Source organism: Paraburkholderia sp. RL17-383-BIF-A (genome assembly GCF_046028015.1).
Lineage (GTDB): Bacteria > Pseudomonadota > Gammaproteobacteria > Burkholderiales > Burkholderiaceae > Paraburkholderia.
Genome location: NZ_JARESR010000024.1, coordinates 26,412 through 49,235, shown reverse-complemented (window position 1 = coordinate 49,235; position 22,824 = coordinate 26,412). Strand labels below are relative to the sequence as shown.

Sequence of the window (22,824 nt, the reverse complement as noted above, 5' to 3'; positions counted from 1 at the left end):
TCCGCTCCGCTTAGCGCGCCAACGCTGCGCGAACCTTCGCGATCACCGCTTGCGCGGCCTCTTCGACCGGCAGCAGCGTCGCCTCGGTGTCGCGGCGGCCCTGGTATTCGAGCTTGCCATCCTTGAGGCCACGGTCGCCGATCACGAGGCGATGCGGTACGCCGATCAGCTCCCAGTCGGCGAACATCACGCCGGGGCGCTCGCCACGGTCGTCGAGAATCACGTCGATGCCCGCTTCGACCAGCGTTGCGTACAGCTTGTCGGCCGCTTCGCGCACGGCTTCGCTGCGGTCATAGCCCATCGGGCACAGCACGACTTCGAACGGCGCGATCGATTCCGGCCAGATGATGCCCTTGTCGTCGAAATTCTGTTCGATCGCCGCGCCCAGAATACGCGTGATACCGATGCCGTAGCAGCCCATTTCCATCGGCCGCGGCTTGCCGGTTTCGTCGAGGCACGTTGCGTTCATCGCTTCGGAATACTTGGTGCCGAGCTGAAACACGTGGCCCACTTCAATACCGCGGCAGATGTCGATCACGCCCTTGCCGTCCGGCGACGGGTCGCCCTTTTTCACGTTGCGAATGTCGGCGACGACCGGTTCCGGCAGATCGCGGCCCCAGTTCACACCGGTGGTGTGGTAGTCCACCTCGTTCGAGCCGACCACGAAGTCGCTCATGTTCGCGACCGTGCGATCCGCCACGACCTTGACCGGCTTCTTCGTGTTGATCGGACCGAGGTAACCCGGCGGCGTGCCAAAGGTTTCGATGATCTCAGCCTCGGTCGCCATGCGGAAGTCGGCCAGACCCGGCAGCTTGCTCGCCTTGATCTCGTTCAGATCGTGGTCGCCGCGCAGCATCAGCAACCAGATGGTCGGCTCCGCGCCTTCGTTCTCCGTGGCGAGGATGATCGACTTGATCGTGCGCTCGAGCGGAATATTCAGCAGTTCGGCCACCGCTTCGCACTTCGCCTTGCCCGGCGTGGCGGTCTTCTTCAGCTCCTCGGCCGGCGCCGCGCGTTCCGCGTAGAGCGGCAGCGCTTCAGCCGCCTCGACGTTCGCGGCGAATTCGGAGGTCGGGCAATAGGCGATCGCGTCTTCACCGGTCTCGGCGATCACGTGAAATTCGTGCGAACCGCTGCCGCCGATCGAACCGTTGTCCGCCGCCACCGCGCGGAAGTCCAGGCCGAGGCGCGTGAAGATGCGCACGTACGCGTCGTACATCTTGCGATACGACTCGCGCAGACCTTCGATGTCCTTGTCGAACGAATACGCGTCTTTCATGATGAACTCACGGCCGCGCATCACGCCGAAACGCGGACGGATCTCGTCGCGGAACTTTGTCTGGACCTGATAGAAGTTCACCGGCAACTGGCGATAGCTCTTGATCTGATTGCGCGCGATGTCCGTGACCACTTCCTCGTGGGTCGGCCCCAGCACGAAGTCGCCTTGCCTGCGATCCTTGAAGCGCAGCAGCTCGGGACCGTATTTTTCCCAGCGGCCCGATTCCTGCCACAGCTCGGCCGGCTGCACCGACGGCATCAACAACTCGATCGCGCCTGCCCGATTCATTTCTTCGCGCACAATGGCTTCCACCTTGCGGATCGAGCGCAGGCCGACCGGCAGGTAGTTATAGATACCGCCGGCGACACGCCGGATCATGCCGGCGCGCACCATGAGCTTGTGGCTGACGATCTCTGCGTCGGCGGGAGCTTCTTTCAGGGTACCGATAAAGAAACGGGAAGCTTTCATTCAGATTTTCCAAAAGCGGCGGCTCCGGAGGGACCGCCCGAAAGGTGAAAACGGTGGGGGAATCGGCACAGACCCGGCTCAGAGCCGGCACGGTTCGCCTGACATCGGCACACGCGCTACCCGAGCGCGATGCCGAAGCCACCGCGCAAAGCCTTTGCACAAGGGATAAGGCACGGAAAGACTGTCAGGCTACCGCAAACGCGGGCCTTTTGCGGCGAATCGTTTCATTCTGGTGCGAATCGGTGCGTCGGGTCCGTTATCTGTTTATAATCAAAGCAATTTTAAAGGATTCGAAGGTGGTTGTATGCTGGATCGTGAAGGCTTTCGCCCGAACGTCGGCATCATCCTCTTGAACGCGCACAACGAGGTGTTTTGGGGCAAACGGCTCCGTGAACATTCCTGGCAGTTTCCGCAAGGGGGCATCAAGTACGGAGAGACCCCCGTGCAAGCGATGTATCGGGAGTTACACGAAGAAACCGGGCTGCTTCCTGAGCACGTCAAGGTGATCGGTCGCACGCGCGACTGGTTGCGTTACGAGGTGCCTGACAAGTTCATCAAGCGCGAAGTACGCGGTCATTACCGCGGCCAGAAACAAATCTGGTTTTTGCTCCGGATGGTTGGACGCGACTGCGACATCTGCTTGCGCGCCACCGACCACCCTGAGTTCGATGCATGGCGCTGGAACGAGTACTGGGTGCCGCTCGACTGTGTGATCGAGTTCAAGCGGGATGTATATCAGTTGGCGCTGACGGAGCTATCCCGTTTCATGCGCCGGGCTGCGCCGCGTGCGGAAAAACCTGGCGGGCACCATGGGCCGCGTTATCCCCGGATAGCGTCGTCAATGGAAAGTCCGCCGGATTCCACGGTAATGACGGTGACTTCTATGACCACCGTCAGTATCGAAACATCGGTTCACGTAGCGATCGCGTCCGATTGCGGTCCGGGTTCCGGGGCAACGGCGGAAGTAGGCGCTGCGCCGGAACACGAAGACGAATCGGCAGGCGAAACGGCCGGCTCGTTGTTCCGCCCGGGCGTGCGCAATTAACAACTCTGTGCGGCTGTCCACGCCGCCTCTCCCTGGCGCGGCTCGTCGAGCCGCGCCAGTGCTTCGAGGAAATCATATTGAAAGCACTTGCTCTCGTCGTGGCGTGCGTCGCCACCGGCGCCCTGCTGGCTGGCTGTTCGAGCGCCGGCAAACCTACCAATAAAGACGACAGCGCGTTCACGTATTTGCTGGACCGCCAAGGCAACTGGGTAGAGAACAAGGTGGACACGCTCCCCCCGCTGCCGCAAGACTCGAATCTGCTGCCTTTCGAAGTCTCCGGCAATACGCCGTTGCAGTTCGCGGTCGACCGGAATTCGCTCAGCGTCGGAACGGACGGAGTGGTTCGCTTTACCGTCGTCGTGGCGAGCCCGAGCGGCGCTCGTAACGTAATCTACGAAGGGATTCGCTGCGACACGTATGAGTGGCGCCAGTATGCGGGCCTGAATTCGGATCACGACGGCTGGGACACGACGGTCGCGAACGATTTCACGCGCATCGAGAACGGCGCGCTGAACGCCTATCAGGCGGCGCTGTATCAGGATTATCTGTGCGCGAACAAGATGCCGATGGGGAATGCGAAGTCGATTCTGGAGAACATCCGGTACAAGCGTACGGCGAGTTCGTTGATTCACTGAGGCGCTTTGCTGAGCGCGCTTTGAATTTGAGCGCGCTTAAGTCGTAGACAAGAAAAAGCCGCTCCAGCTTCCGCTGGAACGGCTTTTTTGTTTGCCGTGCTTGTGTGCGCGCCCTGCGCTGGTTACTAACTCAGACCAGCACCAGGTTGTCGCGATGAATCAGCTCCGGTTCCAGCATATAGCCGAGCACCGACTCGATTTCGCCACTCGGACGACGTTGAATCAGCTTGGTTTCAGCGCTGCTGTAGTTCGTCAGGCCGCGCGCGACTTCACGCCCCGCGGCGCTCAGACAAGCAATCACCTCACCGCGCGCAAACGCGCCCTGAACGCCGACGATACCAATGGGCAGCAGGCTCTTGCCGCCTTCGGTCAGTTTTTCGACCGCGCCGTCGTCGATCACGACATGGCCGCGCACTTGCAGGTGATCCGCCATCCATTGCTTGCGCGCCGCCATCCGTGCGGTGCGCGCGATCAACTGCGTGCCGATCGCCTCGCCTGAGGCCAACCGTGACAACACGTCCGCTTCGCGCCCGCTTGCAATGACCGTATTGGCGCCACTGTGGGCCGCGCGCTTGGCGGCGAGAATCTTGGTCAGCATGCCGCCGCGCCCCAGACTCGAACCCGCGCCGCCCGCCATTGCTTCGAGTTCCGGCGCGCCGGCATCGGCCTGCTGGACGAGCGTGGCGGCCGGATCCTTGCGCGGGTCGGCGGTGAACAGCCCTTGCTGATCGGTGAGGATGACGAGCGCATCGCCCTCGATCAGGTTCGCGACGAGCGCGCCTAACGTGTCGTTGTCACCGAATTTGATTTCGTCGGTGACGACCGTGTCGTTCTCGTTGATGATCGGCACCACACCCAATCGCAGAAGCGTGAGCAGCGTGGAGCGTGCGTTCAGATAGCGTTCGCGGTCGGCCAGGTCGGCGTGAGTCAGCAGAATCTGCGCGGTCTGGATGGAATGCTCGGCAAAGCGGCTTTCGTAGACCTGCGCGAGGCCCATCTGCCCGACGGCCGCGGCCGCTTGCAGTTCGTCGATTTCGCGCGGCCTTTTGGTCCAGCCGAGCCGTTGCATTCCTTCGGCGATGGCGCCCGAACTGACGAGCACCACTTCCTTGCCTTGCGCGCGCAGAGCGGCAATCTGTGCGGCCCAGCGGCCGATAGCAGCATGATCGAGGCCGCGCCCGTCATTCGTGACGAGGCTCGAACCGACTTTCACTACCAATCGCCGTGAATCTGCGATGACGGAACGCATTGTGCGCGGTCTCCAAGATGACGCGTGATGCAGACCGGCAGCCCGTTCGGGCGCCGGCGCTCGAGCTTCTTATTCCTGCGGGTCGATGCTGGCGTTGTCCGCCGCGGGCGGGGCTTCCGGCTTGTCGCGAAAACGTACGTCGGCGGCGAGATCCTCGGCTTCAGCCGCGCGCTGCGCGTCCGAATGCGCGGCGATGTGGTCGAACACCGCATAGCAAAGGTTTTCACAACCTTGCCCGGTCAACGCCGAGATTTCGAACACCGGACCGTCCCAACCGAAGCCTTCGAGGAATGCCGACACACGCGCTTCGCGCTCGTCTTCCGGCACCATATCCAGCTTGTTCAATACCAGCCAGCGCGGTTTTTCATACAGCAGCTCGTCGTACTTGCGCAGTTCGTTGACGATCGCCTTGGCTTCCGCGACCGGATCGACCGATTCGTCGAACGGTGCGAGGTCGACGATGTGCAGCAACAAGCCCGTGCGCTGCAGGTGACGCAGGAACTGATGGCCAAGGCCCGCGCCTTCCGCCGCGCCTTCGATCAAGCCAGGAATGTCCGCAATAACGAAGCTGCGGCTCGGTCCGACACGCACCACGCCGAGATTCGGCGCGAGCGTCGTGAACGGATAATCGGCGATCTTCGGCCTTGCGTTCGACACCGACGAGATAAAAGTCGACTTGCCGGCGTTCGGCATGCCGAGCAGGCCGACGTCCGCCAGCACCTTCAGCTCTAGGCGCACCATGCGGCGTTCGCCCGGCTTGCCGTCTGTCTTCTGACGCGGCGCGCGGTTCGTGCTGGACTTGAAATGCAGGTTGCCGAGACCGCCCGCGCCGCCCTGAGCAATCTGCACGCTCTGGTTGTGCTCGGTCAGATCGGCGATCAACTCGCCGGTCTCCATGTCGGTGATCGTGGTGCCGACCGGCATGCGCAGCGTAATGTCGTCGCCGCCCTTGCCGTAGCAGTCCGCGCCGCGGCCGTTTTCGCCGTTGCGCGCCAGGTGTTTCTTCGCGTAGCGATAGTCGATCAGCGTGTTGATGTTGCGGTCCGCGACCGCGATCACGCTGCCGCCCCGCCCGCCGTCGCCGCCATCCGGGCCGCCGAACGGAACGAATTTCTCGCGGCGCATCGACGCGCTGCCATCCCCTCCGTCGCCGGCGATGACTTCAATCCTCGCTTCGTCAATGAACTTCATGCGTAACTCCGTCCCGTGGTGTGCTGCCAGATAGTGCTGCTAACTTTGGTTGCTACTGGATGATGCTATTTTGCCGCGCCCGCCGGGCGCTAATCAATCGGCCGAACAGCATAGGCGCGCGGCATGAGCGCATGCAATCACGCCCATCTCGTCCGGCAAAAGCCGCCGGAATAAAAAAAGCCCCGCTAACTTCGCGGGGCCTTTTTCCGGTCCTGAAGCCCGTGCCTGAGTAAACTCAGACTGCTGCCGGGACGACGTTGACCATGTGCTTCTTCGCTGCGCCCTTCGTCGAGAAATTGACGTGGCCGTCCGTCAGCGCGAACAAGGTGTGATCCTTGCCGATACCGACGTTTTCGCCCGGGTGCATACGCGTGCCACGTTGACGAACGATGATGCCGCCAGCGTTGATAGCCTGACCGCCGTAGACCTTCACGCCAAGGCGTTTCGATTCGGAGTCGCGGCCGTTGCGGGATGATCCGCCTGCCTTTTTGTGTGCCATTTGATTTGCTCCTTAACCGGTGCGCTTACGCGTTGATCGCGTCGATGCGCAGTTCGGTATAGTTCTGGCGGTGGCCGCCATGCTTCTGGTAGTGCTTCCGGCGACGCATCTTGAAGATGGTCACTTTTGCGTGACGACCTTGCGACACGACGGTAGCCTTGACGGAAGCCCCACTGACCAGCGGCGTACCGAACTTAATCGATTCGCCTTCGCCCACTGCGAGAACCTGGTCGAGCGTGATTTCAGCGTCAATGTCTGCCGGTATCTGTTCTACTTTAAGTTTTTCGCCGACGGCAACTTTATACTGCTTGCCACCGGTTTTTATGACCGCGTACATTGAGAACCTCACTCTGTGTTCATTTTTCCCACGCACCGCGCGCGGAAACCCGTGATTATACATAGAGTTAGCTGCTCGGTCAAAACTCATTGAGTGGCGCCGCGCCGAGCGCCCGGCGCCTTGCCGCACGCCCCGGCGCGCGGCTCTGCCACAGCCCCGGAACGCGCCGCGCCGCAGCCTGCGACCCGGAACTGTCGCGATTCGCCTTATAATTCGCGGCACTACCCAAATCAGCCATCATGTCGTCGACTGCCACCCCCTCCTCCAACGCCGCCAGCCTGCTTGCTCCGATCGCCGAAGACATGCAGCAGGTGAATCGCGTCATTCGGCACCGTCTTGCGTCCGACGTGATGCTGATCAACCAGATTTCCGAGTACATCATCAGTGCCGGCGGCAAGCGGCTGCGGCCCGCGCTGCTGTTGCTGGTGGCCGGCGCGCTGGGTGAAACCACGGGGCACCGGCACGAACTGGCGGCGGTCGTCGAATTCATCCATACGGCTACGCTGCTGCACGACGACGTGGTCGACGAATCCGACCTGCGGCGCGGTCGCCAGACCGCCAACGCGCTGTTCGGCAACGCGGCGAGCGTACTGGTGGGCGATTTCCTGTATTCGCGCTCGTTCCAGATGATGGTCGGCGTGGGCAAGATGCGCGTCATGGAAATTCTGTCCGAGGCGACCAACATCATCTCCGAAGGCGAAGTGCTGCAACTCCTCAACATGCACGACGCCGACGTGGACGAAGCCCGCTACATGCAGGTGATCCGCTACAAGACCGCCAAGCTGTTCGAGGCCGCCGCTCAACTCGGCGCCGTGCTGGCCGGCTCGGACGCGAAAACCGAAGCGGCCGCGGCGGAATTCGGCCGGCGCATCGGCACCGCGTTCCAGATCATGGACGACTGGCTCGACTACACGGGCACGGCGGAATCAATGGGCAAGAACGCCGGCGACGACCTTCGCGAAGGCAAACCCACGCTTCCGTTGATCTATCTGATCGAACGCGGCACACCGGAACAATCGGCGCTCGCGCGGGAAGCAATCGAACAAGGCGGCACGGACCGGTTCGACACCATTTTCGAGGCAATCACGCGTTCCGGCGCGCTGGATCACACGCTCGAATGCGCGAAGCAGGAAGCTCAGGCAGCCGCAGCAGCAATTTCTTCGTTTCCTGATTCCATTTTCAAAGATAGCCTGCTAGAATTATGTTCTTACTCGACGGCAAGACAGTCTTGAACGAGACTGAAACGCTGACTTAGTCTGAATCGAGTTCGCAGTACAAATCGGGGTGTAGCTTAGCCTGGTAGAGCGCTACGTTCGGGACGTAGAGGCCGGAGGTTCGAATCCTCTCACCCCGACCAGATTCGCCTTGTTAGTTCAAGGCTCAAAAAACCGCCCAGCTTGCTCGGCGGTTTTTTGTTTTGGGTCGCGCATATTGCTTCGCTTCACAACCGCGCTTGCCCTGCAGCGCCACTACCGCCGCCAGTCCTGTCTTCAGCCGCCAAGCCCGGCGGCTCGCGCAAGTCCCTCTGCTATATTCTCTCCATCCTTTCCCCTATCCTTCACGACGCGTGGAACAACTTCCCTTATGGGCGCAGATCGGCGCCGTCTTTCTGCTGCTCATCTGCTCGAGTTTCTTTTCGAGTTCCGAAACGGCCATGATGGCGATCAATCGCCATCGCCTGAAACATCTTGCCAACCAGAATGCGCTCGGCGCAAAGACCACTCAGGGTCTGCTCGCTCACACCGATCAACTGCTAAGCGTCGTGCTGATCGGCAACAACCTCTTCAATACGATCATTCCGGTGCTCACCACCTCGATCGCGCTGCACACGTTCGGACGTAACAACCTGGTGCTGTCGATCGCGACCGGGATCGTCGCGTTTCTGATCATCGTGTTCGCGGAGATCACGCCGAAGATCATCGGCGCGACGTTCCCGGAAAAGGTCGCCCTGCCGGCCAGCCTGCTGATCGCGCCGATGATGCGCGTCGCCAAACCGCTCGTCTGGTTCGTCAATCTGTTCGCGAACGGCATCTTGCGCGTGTTGCACATCAATACCAAAGGCGGCCACGATCAGCGGCTGTCCACCGAAGAACTGCGCACCATCGTCCTCGAGTCCGGCAGCTTCATGCCGACCAAGCACCGCAGCATTCTGCTCAACCTGTTCGATCTCGAAAACATTTCCGTCGACGACGTGATGATCCCGCGCCGCCGTATCGAGGCACTCGACTTCGACGCGCCGTTCGAACAGATCCTGCATCAGCTGGAAACCTGCTATCACAACAAGCTGATCGTCTATCAAGGCGATATCGACCGGGTGCTCGGCGTGCTGCACGTACGCAAGACGCTGGCGGCGCTGCACAACCAGGAACTCGAGCGCGAGACGCTGCGCGAATTGCTGGCCGAACCTTACTTCGTGCCGAGCGGCACACCGGTGTTCCAGCAGCTGCAATACTTCCAGGAGAGCCGTCATCGCACGGCGCTGGTCGTCAACGAATACGGCGAGTTGCAGGGCCTCGTTACGCCGGAAGACATCATCGAGGAACTGATCGGTGAATTCACCACGTCGATTCCGCGGAGCGCCAATTCGCGCGGTGGCTGGAACGAGAACGGCGAATGCATCGTGGCAGGCAGCATGCCGCTACGCGAGTTGAACCGCTGGCTACATCTCACGTTGCCCACCGACGGGCCGAAAACGCTCAATGGCCTGATCCTCGAAATTCTCGAAGACATTCCCGACGGCGACGTGTGCGTGCAGATCGGCGAAGTCAAACTCGAAGTCATGCGCAGCGACGATCAGGCGATTCGCACCGTCAAGCTGTTCAGGCCGCCGGTGCGCGCAAAAACCGGCAAGGTGTTGCGCGGCTGAGCGACATTGCGCGACGGTCTGAGCGACACAGCCGGATACGACACACAGCAGCATCGCACACAGGCGCAACGTGCGCCATTAGCCGAATGGCCGAATGGCGGCGCCCGCCGCCGTACCGGAAGATGAAGCCGTCCGTGTTCTACAGGCGGCTCATCACCGGTCCCTCATGCAAGCTTCGATTCAACCCGCAACGCCGTCGCCGCGTCCCATCGCAAGCGCTCACGAGAACGCTGCCCAGGCAAAGCCGAAGGCATTCGCACGCGACGCTGGCGCAGCAACTATCGCCAGTTCCGACGACGCCCCCGCCGTGCGTCTGCTGACCGATACGTTGCAGGAAGCCACCCGCCGCAACGCGTCGGACCTTCACATCGAACCGGCGGAACACGGCTGGCGCGTGCGCTTGCGTATCGACGGCGTGCTGCACGAGATCCCGCGGCCGCCCGCGCATCTGCGCGATGCCTTCATCACTCGCGTGAAGGTGCTCGCTCGCATGGATATCGCCGAGCGGCGCGTACCGCAGGACGGGCGGCTGCGCATTTCCACCTCGCCCGGCCGCGTCGAGGACTATCGCGTCAATTCGCTGCCTACGCTGTTCGGCGAAAAGCTCGTACTGCGAAGACTCGATGCGCTGCCCGCGAATCTTTCTCTCGACTCGCTCGGACTCGATGCGCGCCAACGCGCAACTGTCGACGCCGCGATTCGCGCGCCGCACGGCCTCGTGCTCGTCACGGGGCCGACAGGGAGTGGCAAGACGCTGTCGCTCTATTGCTTCCTGAATCTGCTCAACGGCGAGGCGCGCAATCTGTGTTCCGTGGAAGATCCCGCCGAAATCCAGTTGGCCGGTATCAATCAGGTCAGCGTGCGCGAGAAAGCCGGCCTGACCTTCGCAGTGGCGTTGCGCGCCTTTCTCCGCCAGGACCCGGACGTCATCATGGTTGGTGAAATCCGCGACGAAGAGACCGCAGACGTCGCGGTGAAAGCCGCGCAAACCGGCCACCTCGTCCTGTCGACGCTGCATACGAACGACGCCCCCGCTGCAGTCGCGCGCCTGATCGATATCGGCGTGGAGCCATACAACCTCGCGGCCGCGTTGCGGATGGTCACCGCACAACGGCTGGTGCGGCGCCTCTGCGCTGCGTGCCGCGTGCCTGCGCCGCAGTCGGCGGCGGCGCTTCGGGCAGCGGGCTTCGGCGAGCAACAACTCGACGGCTGGCAGCCGTTCGCCGCCTGCGGATGCGCGGCGTGCCACGGCATCGGCTATCGGGGCCGCGTCGGCGTTCATCAGGTTATGCCCGTTTCCGATGCGATGCGCGAGTTGATCGTGGCCAGCGCCGGCACGCACGAACTCGCGCGGCTCGCGCAGACCGAACAGGTGGCCACCCTGCGTGACGCGGCGTTAGCGCGTGTGCGCGACGGCACTACCAGTCTCGCCGAAGCACTCGCCGCCACCGAGGTCGCATGAACCTGGCCACGACCCATCGACCGTTGCCCGCCGACATGCGTTTCAAGTGGCGCGGCGTCGACGCCAACGGCGTGCGGAAAAACGGCGCGCTCATTGCGCCGGACGCGGCCACCGCACGCACGCTCCTCAAACGCGACAATCTCTTTGTCATCGAGCTGACGGCACATGGCGCCGCACCTCGCCCGACCGCACGCGCAGCGGACATCACGCTATTCACCCGGCAACTCGCCAGCCTGCTGCGCGCCGGCCTGCCACTCGCGCCCGCGCTGGACCTGCTCGCACAAGCGCAGACTTCTCGCCATCAGGGCATGCCGCGAATCGTCGGCGCTTTAGCGCGCGACATTACCGGCGGGCTGCGTTTTTCGGCGGCGTTGCAGCGGCATCCCGCGCAGTTCAACGCGCTGTACTGCCAGCTCGTCGAAGTCGGCGAGGCAGCAGGCGCGCTCGCAGCCGTCCTCGCCCGCATCGCCGAGGACCGCGAACGCGCCGCCGCGCAGCGTGCGAAAGTGCGTGCGGCACTGACCTATCCGGTCGCGATACTCGTGCTGGCCATGGCGATTACCGCCGCATTGCTCGTGTGGGTCGTGCCGACCTTCAAGCAGATTTTCGACGGCTTCGGAGCCAGACTGCCCGCGCCGACGCAATTCGTGCTGGCGTTGTCGTCCGGCGTGGCGCGTTGGAGCATACCGGCACTCGCCATGACTTTCGCCGCCGGTTCGGCAGCGACATTTCTGCTGCGACGTTCCGAAGCGGCGCGCATCCGGTTCGCGCGCGCATCGCTGACAATACCGGTTGCCGGCCCGCTGCTGCGCACTCTATGCGCGGCTCGCTGGAGCCGCGCGCTAGGCACGTTGCTATCGGCCGGCACACCGCTGGCCGACGCATTCGACTCACTGACTCACGCCACCGGCAACGCCTTTTTCGACCGCGCCACCGTGGAAATCGCCGCGCGGCTGCGGCGCGGCGAGCGGCTCGCCGCGGCCATGCGCGAGGCGCGCTGCTTCCCGCCCGAGGTCGTGCAGCCCATCGCGGTTGCCGAGGAGTCCGGAGCACTCGACACCATGTTGATCGACGTAGCGTCGCTCGCCGATCGCCAGGTAGACGAGAAGATCGGCACGCTGTCGAGCCTGTGCGAGCCGCTCGTCATCATCGTGCTGGGCGCGCTGGTCGGCGGCCTCGTGATCGCGATGTATCTTCCCATTATTCAACTCGGCAACGTGGTGTAGGATCGCAGCCGAATCCATCCCTTATCCATGCGGGCGACAACTCTTCTCGTGCCAGACACCTCTTCCAGCCTGCTGCCGGGCTTACTGCCCGGCCGTATCGATCATTTCGCAACCGGCCTCGGTTTCGCGTTCGGCAGCTTGCCCACGGGCCTGCAGATCACGTTTGCCATCGTGTTCGGCCTCGTGATCGGCAGCTTCCTGAACGTGGTCGTGCATCGGCTGCCCATCATGCTTGAACGCGCATGGCGAGCGGAAATCAGCGAGGCCGCCGGTGAACCGATGGAACAGGACGGCCTGCCGGCGCGCTACAACCTGTGGGTGCCGCGCAGCGCGTGCCCTCACTGCGGCCACGTATTGAGCGCGTGGGAAAATCTGCCGGTGCTGAGTTACGTGCTGCTGCGCGGGCGCTGTTCCGCCTGCAAGGCACCTGTGAGCCTGCGATATCCGTTGCTCGAAATCGCCAGCGCGGGGTTCGCGGCCGGCTCGCTTGTACTGTTCGGCCCAACCCTCACGGCGCTCGCAGCCTTCGGACTGTGCGCGGCGCTGCTCGCCATGAGCGCGATCGACATCGACACCCACCTGCTGCCCGACTCGTTGACGCTGCCGTTGCTGTGGGCCGGCATCATCGTCAACTTCAACGGCATGTTTGCGAATCTCCACGACGCGGTGCTCGGTGCGATCTTCGGCTACCTGGTGCTGTGGGTTGTCCATTGGCTGTTTCGCCTGGTGCGCGGCGTCGAAGGCATGGGTTACGGCGATTTCAAACTGCTCGCGGCGCTCGGCGCATGGCTCGGCTGGGCGGCGCTGCCGCAGATCGTGCTGATCGCGGCGGTGGCCGGCGCCGTAGTTGGACTGCTGGCAACATGGCGTGGCCAAATGCGCTTCGAAGAGCCGTTGCCTTTCGGGCCATTCCTCGCGGCAGGCGGCGCACTGACGCTGTTTCTCGGTACACCGCTTTATCTGGCTCTGGGAGGCTGAAGCATGTTCGTTGTGGGACTCACCGGTGGCATAGGCAGCGGCAAATCGACTGTCGCCGACCTGTTTGCGGCGCACGGCGTGCCGCTGGTCGACACCGACCTGATCGCGCATCGCATTACCGCGCCGCATGGCGTGGCGATGCCGCAGATCGCCACCGAATTCGGCGCGGCGTTCGTCGCCGCTGACGGTTCGCTCGACCGTGCCCGCATGCGCACCCTCGTATTCAGCGACGACAGCGCGCGCAAACGCCTCGAGGCCATCACGCATCCACTGATTCGTGCGGAGACCGAACGTGAGCAGCGCGAAGCCCACGGGCCTTATGTGATCGTGGTGGTGCCGCTGCTGGTCGAGTCCGGCAGTTGGAAAACCCGCGTAAATCGCGTGCTGACGGTCGATTGCAGCGTGGAAACGCAGATTTCGCGCGTGATGAGCCGCAACAATTTCAGCCGCGAACAGGTGCTGGCAATCATCGCCCGCCAGGCCACGCGCGAAGCACGCCTCGCCGCAGCCGACGACGTGATCGACAACGACAACACGCCGCTCCACGCGCTCAAGGCGCAAGTCGACGCACAGCATCGCGTGTATCTGTCGCTTGCCGCAGCATGAGGCCGGCGCGTCACCTCGGGAAATCCCGGTTGAACTTCACAGCGACGCGCATGCCAAAAGCGCGTTGAAAACCGCTCGAAACACGTGAAAAAAATTGCGAAAGCGCGCTGAAAAAGTGCGTGATTGCTAGGGTAGTCTCACGGCATTAGAATGTTCTGCATTCCCGTCACCGACCACGCCCGAGGCGAGCCCGCTTGATCCTTTACGAGTATCCCTTCAACGAGCGAATCCGGACGCTGCTGCGCCTCGAAGATCTGTTCGAGCGCTTCACGTTCTTTCTGACTCAGGAAGACGCCAGGGAACATCACGTCGCACTGACCACGCTGTTCGAAATCTCAGAGGTTGCGGGTCGCGCGGATCTGAAGTCGGATCTGATGAAAGAACTCGAGCGCCAACGGCAAACGCTGGCGCCGTTTCGCGGCAATCCGGGAATCGAGCAGAACGCGCTCGAGGCCGTGCTCGGCGAGATCGAGCAAACGCTCGCGGGGCTTTCGCAGATGCAAGGCAAAACCGGCCAGCACCTTGCGGACAACGAATGGCTCGCCAGTATCCGCAGCCGCGCGATCATTCCGGGCGGCACCTGCAAGTTCGATTTGCCGTCCTACTATGCCTGGCAACAGATTCATCCCGATCAGCGCCGCCAGGACATCGCCAAGTGGGTGACGCCGCTGCTGCCGCTGCGCGACGCGGCCACCATCGTTCTGCGGTTGGCGCGTGAATCCGGCCAGGCGTCCAAGGTCATGGCCATGCAGGGCAACTATCAGCAAATGCTGTCCGGCCGTTCGTATCAATTGATGCAGGTGCGGGTGGCGCCGGAATTGCGCGTGATTCCCGAGGCCAGCGCCAACAAGTACATGCTGTGGGTGCGCTTTACCGTGCAGGACGGCGATCTGCGTCCGCGCGCGGTAGATGTCGACGTACCGTTCCAGCTCACGCTTTGCAGCCTGTAACCAGCGCTCACAAGCCTGTCATGTTTGCCGGGTAAATCCGGACCGAAGGAAGGGCACGCCTTTAAAGCGGCGAGAAATGCCCCTATATTCGTTACTTATTCCGTTTGCGATTGACTGCCTGACCGTATGCCTACTGTCGTCAAATGCCCCACTTGCGGAAAGGACGTCCGCTGGACACCTGAAAACCGCTTCCGCCCGTTCTGCTCTGACCGCTGCAAGCAGATCGATCTCGGCGCCTGGGCCGCTGAGAAGTACAAGATTGGCGGATCCGAGCAGGAAGCGTCGTCGGACGAGACGCCTGGCGGGGATTACAGCGCGCATTGAGGGTGGCGCGCTATCCTCGTCGCGTTGGTCGGGTCGTGCGGTCCGGTCACACTGACCGTCTCCGTTAGCGCAACGCCTACGACGGCACGCGCAGCCTGACTGAGCCTGCCAAGGGTGGCGCGCCTCAGCCAGGCGCACAGCGTTTCCCCCCCCTCTTTCCCTGTCAGTTCTTTTCCGCCGCCAGCCATTCCAGCACGGGAATGGTCGCCGGCAAGAGAGGCTCGACATCCGCAGGCAGCGTCTGCCAGACAAAAGCCTGACCTTCGCGGCCGTGCGGTTCGCCGGACCACTGCGTCACCTTGCAGAAAAAGAGCCGCACATAAGCGTGCGGATAGTCGTGCTCGAGCGTGTGCCACAGATGGCTCGCCTTAACGTCGATACCGAGCTCCTCGTGCAACTCACGGGCGAGCGCTGCCTCGACCGACTCGCCCGCTTCCAGCTTGCCGCCCGGAAACTCCCAGTACCCCTCGTACGGCTTGCCGGCCGGGCGCTGCGCCAGCAGATAGTGCCCATCGGGTTGAACCAGCACGCCGACCGCGACTTCCGTCACCTTGCGGCCCGCGGCGTTCTTCTGCGTGTCGTCGCTCATGCCGGGGCTCACGCTGAGGTCTTGCGGCCGGACCAGTCGCGCGCGAACTGCCACGCGACACGTCCTGAACGCGAGCCGCGCTCCAGTGCCCACACCAGCGCATCGCCGCGCGCCGCTTCGATTTCGGCGTCGTCGCAGCCAAAATGCCGCAGCCAGTGGGCGATGATCGACAGGTAGTCGTCCTGCTTGAACGGATAGAAGCTGACCCACAGCCCGAAACGCTCGGACAGCGAGATCTTCTCTTCCACCAGTTCGCCCGGGTGAATCTCGCCGTCGGACGTGTGCTTGTATGTCTCGTTGTCGCTCATATACTCGGGCAACAAATGACGGCGATTCGACGTCGCGTAAATCAGCACGTTGTCCGACTGCGCGGCGATCGAGCCGTCGAGCGCGACCTTCAGCGCCTTGTAGCCCGATTCGCCGTCTTCGAACGAGAGGTCGTCGCAGAACACAACGAAGCGCTCCGGCCTCTGCGCGATCAGGTCGACAATATCGCCGAGGTCGTGCAGATCGTCCTTGTCCACTTCGATCAGACGCAGGCCGTCTTTTGCATAGGCGTTCAGACACGCCTTGATTAGCGACGATTTTCCGGTGCCACGGGCGCCCGTCAGCAGCACGTTGTTGGCCGGCTGCTTATGCACGAATTGACGCGTGTTCTGCTCGATCAAGCCTTTCTGGCGATCAATGTTCTGCAGGTCGTCGAGCGTGATCGCCGAGATAGCCGGCACCGGTTGCAGGTAACCGCGCCCCTGGCGCTTGCGCCAGCGGAAGGCGACTGCGGCCGACCAGTCGATATCCGGTGCGGCGGGCGGAAGCATGGCCTCCAGGCGGACGAGCACGGCTTCGGCCCGCGTCAGAAACTGTTCGAGTTTGTCCATGGCTGTGTGGAGAGCGGCCCGCAGGCCGCCTTAAAACCCCAATGAGAAACCTGGTTACGAACGATAGTCGGCGTTGATGCTCACGTAGTCGTGCGAGAGGTCGCAAGTCCAGATCGTGGCTTGCGCATCGCCGCGCCCGAGTACGACACGAATGCCGATCTCGCTCTTTTTCATGACGCGCTGGCCGTCTTCTTCACGGTAGGCCGGATTGCGGCCGCCGGCAGTGGCAACCAGCACGTCGTCCAGATACAGATCGATCTTGCCGACGTCGAGATCGTCCACGCCGGCATAGCCGATGGCCGCGAGAATGCGGCCGAGATTCGGGTCCGATGCATAGAAGGCCGTCTTCACGAGCGGCGAGTGGCCGATCGCATACGCGATCTGGCGGCATTCGCCGACGCTCGAGCCGCCTTCCACCTGCACGGTCATGAATTTGGTCGCGCCTTCGCCATCGCGCACGATCAGTTGCGCGAGAGTCTGGGCGACTTCGGTCACCGCGTCGCGCAGCGCTGCATAAGCGGGCGAATCGGTGGACGTGATCGCCGGCAGGCTCGATTTGCCCGACGCGATCAGGATGAACGAATCGTTGGTCGACGTATCGCCATCGATCGTGATGCAGTTGAACGACCGATCCGCCACGTGCTTGACCAGCGCATCGAGCACCGGCTGGGCGACGGCGGCGTCGAACGCGAGGAAGCCCAGCATGGTCGCCATGTTCGGCTTGATCATGCCGGCGCCCTTGCTGATGCCGGTCAGCGTGACCGTGTGGCCCTCGATCGTGACCTGGCGCGACGTGGCCTTGGGCAGCGTGTCGGTGGTCATGATCGCCTGCGCGGCGTCGTACCAGTTCGCTTCCTTGCGGTTTGCCAGCGCAGCCGGCAGACCCGCCTTCAGACGATCGACCGGCAGCGGTTCCAGAATCACGCCCGTCGAAAACGGCAGCACCTGTTCCGGTGTGATGTCCGCGAGACGCGCAAGCTCAGCGCAGGTTTCGCGCGCCGCCACGAGGCCCGGTTCGCCCGTGCCCGCGTTCGCATTGCCGGTGTTGATCACCAGCGCGCGAATCGGCTTGCCGCCTGCGCGCACGCGTTCCAGATTCTCACGGCACACCGTGACGGGCGCCGCGCAAAAGCGATTCTGCGTGAACACGCCGCCGACCGTGGCGCCTTCGCCCACGGAAATGACGAGCACGTCCTTGCGGTTCGGCTTGCGGATATTCGCCTCTGCCCAGCCAAGCGAAACGCCGGCGACGGGGTGGAGTTGAGCGGGATCGATCGAGGGGAAATTGACAGCCATGGTCGCGACCTGTCGAAGAAAATGCCGGCAGGCGCCGGCATCGAGGGAAACGGAAACTGATGGTCCGGGCATGTTGCCGAACCACCGCGAAATCAAGACAAAGTACCGCGTAAAACGACGCGGCGCGCCTCTGAGCGCGCCGCCTTCGGCATTACACGATCTTGCCGTGGCACTGCTTGTACTTCTTGCCGCTGCCGCACGGGCACGGGTCGTTACGGCCGACCTTCGGCACGTTGTCCGCGCTCACGTTCGCTGCCACCGGTTGCGACGAGCCGTGGCTCATCGCGTCGCCGATCATGGCGGCCGTGGCCGCCTCAGCAGCAACCGGCGCCGCCGCTGCGGCTTCGGCAAATTCAGCGTGGCGGAACTCGACGTTTTCGAGGTGGCTGCCCTGCTCTTCCAGCTGTTCGGCGGCCTGCTCCAACTGTTCCGGCGACTGGATCTGCACGTTCATCACCACGCGGGTGACTTCGAGCTTCACGGCGTCGAGCATCGCGGCGAACAGTTCGAACGCCTCGCGCTTGTATTCCTGCTTCGGGTTCTTCTGCGCATAGCCGCGCAGATGGATGCCCTGACGCAAGTGATCGAGCGCGGCCAGATGTTCGCGCCAGCTGCGGTCGAGCGTTTGCAACATGATCGAGCGTTCGAACGCGCTGAACGACTCGCGGCCGACCAGTTCGACCTTCGCTTCATAGGCTTCGTCGGCGGCGGCTTCAACCGCTTCTAGAATCTCGTCTGCGCTGATCGAGTTCGACTCGTTGATCATTTCCTGGATCGCGAGGTCGAGCTGCCATTCGTTGCGCAGCACCTCTTCCAGCTCGGGCACGTCCCACTGTTCTTCAATGCTGCCTGCCGGCACGAACTGGTGGACGATATCGGCGATCACGCTCTGGCGCATCGCACCGATGGTCTCGGTGATGTCGTTCGCTTCGAGCAATTCATTGCGCTGCTGGTAGATCACCTTGCGCTGATCGTTCGACACGTCGTCGTATTCGAGCAATTGCTTGCGAACGTCGAAGTTGCGTGCTTCCACCTTGCGCTGCGCCGATTCGATGGAGCGCGAGACGATGCCAGCCTCGATCGCTTCGCCCTCCGGCATCTTCAGGCGGTCCATGATCGCGCGCACGCGGTCGCCCGCGAAAATGCGCAGCAGCGGATCTTCCAGCGACAGATAGAAGCGCGACGAACCCGGGTCGCCCTGACGGCCCGCACGGCCGCGCAACTGGTTGTCGATCCGGCGCGATTCGTGACGTTCGGTGCCGATAATGTGCAGACCGCCCGCGGCCTTCACCTGATCGTGCAGCGCTTGCCATTCGTCGTGCAGCTTCTGGATGCGGCGCTGCTTGTCGTCTTCAGCCAGCGTTTCGTCCAGTTCAAGGAACGACGCCTGCTTTTCCGCATTGCCGCCCAGCACGATGTCCGTACCGCGGCCGGCCATGTTGGTGGCGATCGTGATGCGCTTCGGACGGCCGGCTTCGGCGACGATCTCGGCTTCACGCGCGTGCTGCTTGGCGTTCAGCACTTCGTGCGGCAACCCGGCCTGCTTCAGCAGATGCGACAGCAGCTCGGAGTTTTCGATCGACGTGGTGCCGACCAGCACCGGCTGACCGCGCTCATAGCAATCGCGGATGTCGCGGATCACCGCGTCGTAGCGTTCCTTGGCGGTCTTGTAGATCTGATCCTGCTTGTCGATCCGCTTGGGCGGACGGTTGGTCGGGATCACGACCGTTTCGAGACCGTAGATCTCGTTGAATTCGTACGCTTCCGTGTCCGCCGTACCGGTCATGCCGGACAGCTTCGCGTACATACGGAAGTAGTTCTGGAACGTGATCGACGCGAGCGTCTGGTTCTCGCTCTGGATCTTGACGTGCTCCTTCGCCTCGACCGCCTGGTGCAAGCCGTCCGACCAGCGGCGGCCCGACATCAGGCGGCCGGTGAATTCGTCGACGATCACTACTTCGCCGTTTTGCACCACGTAATGCTGGTCTTTGAAGAACAGCGTGTGCGCGCGCAGCGCGGCGTACACGTGGTGCATCAGCGTGATGTTCTGCGGCGCGTACAGGCTTTCGCCTTCACCGATCAGGCCCCACTCGGCGAGCAGGCGCTCGGCCTTTTCGTGGCCCGATTCCGTCAGGAACACCTGGCGGCCTTTTTCGTCCAGCGTGTAGTCGCCCGGCTTTTCGACGCCGGTGCCGTCCGCTTTCTCTTCGCCGATCTGGCGTTCGAGCAGCGGCGGCAGCGCATTCATGCGCACGTAGAGTTCGGTGTGATCTTCGGCCTGGCCGGAGATGATGAGCGGCGTACGGGCTTCGTCGATGAGGATCGAGTCGACCTCGTCGACCACCGCGAAATTCAGGGCTCGCTGCACGCGCGCGTCGGTCTCGTAGACCATGTTGTCGCGCAGGTAGTCGAAGCCGAATTCGTTGTTGGTGCCGTACGTGATGTCTGCCGCATAGGCTTGCTGCTTGGACTCGTGGTCCATCTGCGACAGATTGATACCGACCGACAGCCCGAGGAAGTTGTACAGACGCGCCATCCACTCGGCGTCGCGCTGGGCGAGGTAGTCGTTGACCGTGACCACGTGCACGCCGCGGCCCGACAGCGCATTCAGGTACACCGGCAGCGTGGCGACGAGCGTCTTGCCCTCACCGGTGCGCATTTCGCCGATCTTGCCGTAATGCAGGACCATGCCGCCGATCAGCTGTACGTCGAAGTGGCGCATTTTCAGCACCCGCTTGCTGGCCTCGCGGCACACCGCGAAGGCTTCCGGCAGGAGCTTGTCGAGCGACTCGCCGCTCGCCACGCGCTGGCGGAATTCACCCGTTTTGGCGCGCAGTTGATCGTCCGTCAATTGCTCGATCTGCGGTTCGAGCGCATTGATCGCCGCGACGGTCTTTTGATATTGCTTGACTAGCCGCTGGTTGCGGCTGCCAAAAATCTTCTGTAGAAAACCGGTGGTCATCGGATCGGTGTCTGCGTCGCGGCTTCGGCTGGGTCGCACCGTGCGGGTCGTGCACGTGCGCTCCGGGGTCGGAAGGGCCTCGGCGGCTTAGTCCAAGAGTGAATTCGAATCGGGCATTTTAGCACGCGCCCCCGCCCACGCCTGTGTCAGCGAAGCGACGGCGGCCGGGCCTCCGAAGCCCGCCGCAGCGGCCCCGGACAGTCCGCATTGAGGCCGGCCTGCGTGCATCCCGCGCGGTACAATCGCGGCGTGAACGCGCATTGGGTGCGAACACGCCGCTACCCACCGAACATGAGCCGCTTTCCTTCCTTTTCAAGGCCGCCGCCCCAGCAGTTCAAGGCGCGCCGCCCGCAGCCGGTCGCCGAGGTGCTCAACCGCACGGACGCGTTCGCGGCCCTGCGCGCGGGCGTCGAGCAGATTGCGGCGCTGGAGAAGGATCTGCGCGCGCTTCTGCCCGACTATCTGGCAACGAGCGTCGAGCCCAGCTTTATCAAGGAAGGCGTGCTGGCGCTGTTCGCCGGCCATAACGCGCTGGCGGCACGTCTCAGGCATCTGGAGCCGCGGCTGCTGTCGGATCTGCAGCAGCGCGGCTGGCCGGTCAATGCACTGCGCATTCGAGTGCGGCCGCAGCCGGTCAAGGAGCCGCCGCCGGTCAAGCAGGCGCGCATGACGCCGGCCGGCGCGGACGCGCTCCATGCGCTGAGCGAATCGCTCGCGCCGTCGCCATTGCAGGAAGCCTTGGCGAAAATGGCGGCCCGGCATCGGAGAAATCGCTGAGCGAAAAAAAAAGCGGCCCGTCAGGGCCGCTTACTTTTCATGCATTTGCTTCGGAAATTTCACCCGAAGGTGTTAGGCAAAAGCCGTCTGCGTTTCGTAGGCGAAGCCGCGCGGCGCTTTCTGCGTATCGTCGAAGGTGACGATTTCGTACGAATCTTCATGCGCCAGCAGTTCGCGCAGCAACGCGTTGTTCAGGCCGTGGCCCGACTTGTACGCGTTGTACGACGCCAGCAACGGATGGCCGACCACGTACAGGTCGCCGATCGCGTCGAGCATCTTGTGCTTCACGAACTCATCGTCGTAGCGCAGGCCGTCGTTGTTCAGAATGCGGTACTCGTCGAGCACGATCGCGTTGTCCATGCTGCCGCCGCGTGCGAGACCCAGTTCGCGCATCATTTCCACTTCATGCGCAAAACCGAAGGTGCGGGCACGCGCGATTTCGCGCACGTACGACGTATTGGCAAAATCCACTTCCAGCGCCTGACCGGTCTTATCCACCGCCGGGTGACGGAAATCGATCGTGAATTTGAGCTTGAAACCGAAATACGGGTCGAGACGCGCGAATTTATCGCCGTCACGAATTTCGACCGGTTTGGTGACCTTGATGAATTTCTTCGCCGCGTTCTGCTCTTCAATCCCTGCCGATTGAATCAGAAACACGAACGAACCGGCACTGCCGTCCATGATAGGAATTTCTTCGGCGGTGACGTCGACATACAGGTTGTCGATGCCAAGACCGGCGCAGGCGGACATCAGATGCTCGATGGTCGAGACGCGCGCGCCGTCTTTCTGCAAAACGGAAGCCAGACGCGTATCGCCAATCGCCATCGCCGACGCGGGAATGTCCACCGGCGTGGGCAGATCCACGCGCGAAAACACGATGCCCGTGTCCGGCGCGGCCGGACGGAGCGTCAGTTCGACCTTACGGCCCGAGTGCAGGCCGATGCCGACTGTCTTGACGATTTGTTTGATTGTGCGCTGCTTCAACATGGTGATCTTCTATTCGATTGAAAATCCCAATCGGGACTTTTTATTCCATAGCGCGAAGTATACTCCAATACCCTAAGGAGCGTCTTTGCGCGGAACGTATCAATCTGTTTCGCTACGTTACCCTCGGGCGCCCGTCAGGGAAGCGTGACGGGCCGATGTCCCGGAACGGAGGCGTTTCCGGTCATCGGCCCGCGTAACGGCCTGTCACAAAAGCGTC

Annotated in this window: 21 protein-coding genes and 1 tRNA gene; 12 read left to right on the top strand and 10 right to left on the bottom strand. The window is 62.7% G+C overall.

Annotated features, from left to right (window positions below; all coding sequences use genetic code 11):
* Positions 1–10 precede the first annotated feature (10 nt).
* On the bottom strand, positions 11–1,747 hold the full coding sequence (locus P0D71_RS24500; RefSeq protein ID WP_408482549.1) for a proline--tRNA ligase: 1,737 nt from the start codon (positions 1,745–1,747) through the stop codon (positions 11–13).
* A 304-nt stretch (positions 1,748–2,051) separates the two neighbouring features.
* Between P0D71_RS24500 and P0D71_RS24495 the strand changes: the two genes are divergently transcribed.
* Both P0D71_RS24495 and P0D71_RS24490 read left to right on the top strand, forming a co-directional pair.
* Positions 2,052–2,792, top strand: a complete 741-nt coding sequence (locus tag P0D71_RS24495) for an RNA pyrophosphohydrolase (RefSeq protein ID WP_408482547.1) — start codon at positions 2,052–2,054, stop codon at positions 2,790–2,792.
* A 77-nt stretch (positions 2,793–2,869) separates the two neighbouring features.
* On the top strand, positions 2,870–3,427 hold the full coding sequence (locus tag P0D71_RS24490) for a CNP1-like family protein (RefSeq protein WP_091798956.1): 558 nt from the start codon (positions 2,870–2,872) through the stop codon (positions 3,425–3,427).
* A 130-nt stretch (positions 3,428–3,557) separates the two neighbouring features.
* Here the strand turns inward: P0D71_RS24490 and proB are convergent, their stop codons facing one another.
* The 4 genes from proB to rplU all read right to left on the bottom strand — a co-directional run bounded on the left by proB (position 3,558) and on the right by rplU (position 6,703).
* On the bottom strand, positions 3,558–4,676 hold the full coding sequence (gene proB / locus P0D71_RS24485; protein ID WP_091798953.1) for a glutamate 5-kinase: 1,119 nt from the start codon (positions 4,674–4,676) through the stop codon (positions 3,558–3,560).
* Between the two features lie 69 nt (positions 4,677–4,745).
* On the bottom strand, positions 4,746–5,867 hold the full coding sequence (gene cgtA / locus P0D71_RS24480) for an Obg family GTPase CgtA (RefSeq protein WP_408482545.1): 1,122 nt from the start codon (positions 5,865–5,867) through the stop codon (positions 4,746–4,748).
* Positions 5,868–6,102: 235 nt separating this feature from the next.
* Positions 6,103–6,366, bottom strand: coding sequence for a 50S ribosomal protein L27 (gene rpmA, locus P0D71_RS24475; RefSeq protein ID WP_007180330.1), 264 nt, complete (start codon positions 6,364–6,366; stop codon positions 6,103–6,105).
* A 25-nt stretch (positions 6,367–6,391) separates the two neighbouring features.
* Positions 6,392–6,703 carry a 50S ribosomal protein L21 gene (gene rplU, locus P0D71_RS24470; RefSeq protein ID WP_007180329.1) on the bottom strand — a complete coding sequence of 104 codons (312 nt, stop codon included), beginning with the start codon at positions 6,701–6,703 and terminating at the stop codon, positions 6,392–6,394.
* Positions 6,704–6,942: 239 nt separating this feature from the next.
* Between rplU and P0D71_RS24465 the strand changes: the two genes are divergently transcribed.
* The 9 genes from P0D71_RS24465 to yacG all read left to right on the top strand — a co-directional run bounded on the left by P0D71_RS24465 (position 6,943) and on the right by yacG (position 15,115).
* Positions 6,943–7,935: a polyprenyl synthetase family protein gene (locus P0D71_RS24465; protein WP_011489900.1), complete on the top strand. Its 993-nt coding sequence runs from the start codon at positions 6,943–6,945 to the stop codon at positions 7,933–7,935.
* 48 nt (positions 7,936–7,983) lie between these two features.
* Positions 7,984–8,060 (top strand) — tRNA-Pro (locus tag P0D71_RS24460).
* Positions 8,061–8,270: 210 nt separating this feature from the next.
* Entirely contained in the window at positions 8,271–9,569 is a 1,299-nt protein-coding gene (locus tag P0D71_RS24455) for an HlyC/CorC family transporter (protein WP_177205063.1), read from the top strand.
* A gap of 166 nt (positions 9,570–9,735) precedes the next feature.
* Positions 9,736–11,031 carry a GspE/PulE family protein gene (locus P0D71_RS24450; RefSeq protein ID WP_408482543.1) on the top strand — a complete coding sequence of 432 codons (1,296 nt, stop codon included), beginning with the start codon at positions 9,736–9,738 and terminating at the stop codon, positions 11,029–11,031.
* Positions 11,028–12,257, top strand: a complete 1,230-nt coding sequence (locus tag P0D71_RS24445; RefSeq protein WP_408482541.1) for a type II secretion system F family protein — start codon at positions 11,028–11,030, stop codon at positions 12,255–12,257. Before P0D71_RS24450 ends, P0D71_RS24445 begins: the two co-directional genes overlap by 4 nt.
* Before the next feature lie 27 nt (positions 12,258–12,284).
* Positions 12,285–13,235 (top strand): prepilin peptidase, encoded by a 951-nt coding sequence (locus tag P0D71_RS24440; protein ID WP_408482539.1) that lies wholly within the window; start codon positions 12,285–12,287, stop codon positions 13,233–13,235.
* 3 nt (positions 13,236–13,238) lie between these two features.
* Positions 13,239–13,841 (top strand): dephospho-CoA kinase, encoded by a 603-nt coding sequence (gene coaE, locus P0D71_RS24435; RefSeq protein WP_408482538.1) that lies wholly within the window; start codon positions 13,239–13,241, stop codon positions 13,839–13,841.
* Between the two features lie 194 nt (positions 13,842–14,035).
* Entirely contained in the window at positions 14,036–14,791 is a 756-nt protein-coding gene (zapD, locus tag P0D71_RS24430) for a cell division protein ZapD (RefSeq protein WP_408482536.1), read from the top strand.
* A gap of 126 nt (positions 14,792–14,917) precedes the next feature.
* On the top strand, positions 14,918–15,115 hold the full coding sequence (gene yacG, locus P0D71_RS24425; protein WP_091798839.1) for a DNA gyrase inhibitor YacG: 198 nt from the start codon (positions 14,918–14,920) through the stop codon (positions 15,113–15,115).
* A 163-nt stretch (positions 15,116–15,278) separates the two neighbouring features.
* Here the strand turns inward: yacG and P0D71_RS24420 are convergent, their stop codons facing one another.
* The 4 genes from P0D71_RS24420 to secA form a co-directional block, all read right to left on the bottom strand.
* Positions 15,279–15,704 (bottom strand): NUDIX domain-containing protein, encoded by a 426-nt coding sequence (locus P0D71_RS24420; protein WP_408482534.1) that lies wholly within the window; start codon positions 15,702–15,704, stop codon positions 15,279–15,281.
* 8 nt (positions 15,705–15,712) lie between these two features.
* Positions 15,713–16,582: an ATP-binding protein gene (locus P0D71_RS24415; RefSeq protein WP_091798833.1), complete on the bottom strand. Its 870-nt coding sequence runs from the start codon at positions 16,580–16,582 to the stop codon at positions 15,713–15,715.
* Positions 16,583–16,636: 54 nt separating this feature from the next.
* The gene (gene argJ, locus P0D71_RS24410; RefSeq protein WP_116138950.1) at positions 16,637–17,878 is read right to left on the bottom strand and encodes a bifunctional glutamate N-acetyltransferase/amino-acid acetyltransferase ArgJ; all 1,242 of its coding nucleotides are present in this window, start codon (positions 17,876–17,878) and stop codon (positions 16,637–16,639) included.
* 151 nt (positions 17,879–18,029) lie between these two features.
* Positions 18,030–20,840: a preprotein translocase subunit SecA gene (gene secA, locus P0D71_RS24405; RefSeq protein WP_091798827.1), complete on the bottom strand. Its 2,811-nt coding sequence runs from the start codon at positions 20,838–20,840 to the stop codon at positions 18,030–18,032.
* 291 nt (positions 20,841–21,131) lie between these two features.
* On the opposite strand from secA, the gene P0D71_RS24400 reads away from it, so the two are divergent.
* On the top strand, positions 21,132–21,617 hold the full coding sequence (locus P0D71_RS24400) for a DciA family protein (protein WP_408301129.1): 486 nt from the start codon (positions 21,132–21,134) through the stop codon (positions 21,615–21,617).
* Between the two features lie 72 nt (positions 21,618–21,689).
* On the opposite strand, the gene lpxC is transcribed toward P0D71_RS24400, so the two are convergent.
* Positions 21,690–22,607: a UDP-3-O-acyl-N-acetylglucosamine deacetylase gene (gene lpxC, locus P0D71_RS24395; RefSeq protein ID WP_091798821.1), complete on the bottom strand. Its 918-nt coding sequence runs from the start codon at positions 22,605–22,607 to the stop codon at positions 21,690–21,692.
* Positions 22,608–22,824 lie beyond the last annotated feature (217 nt).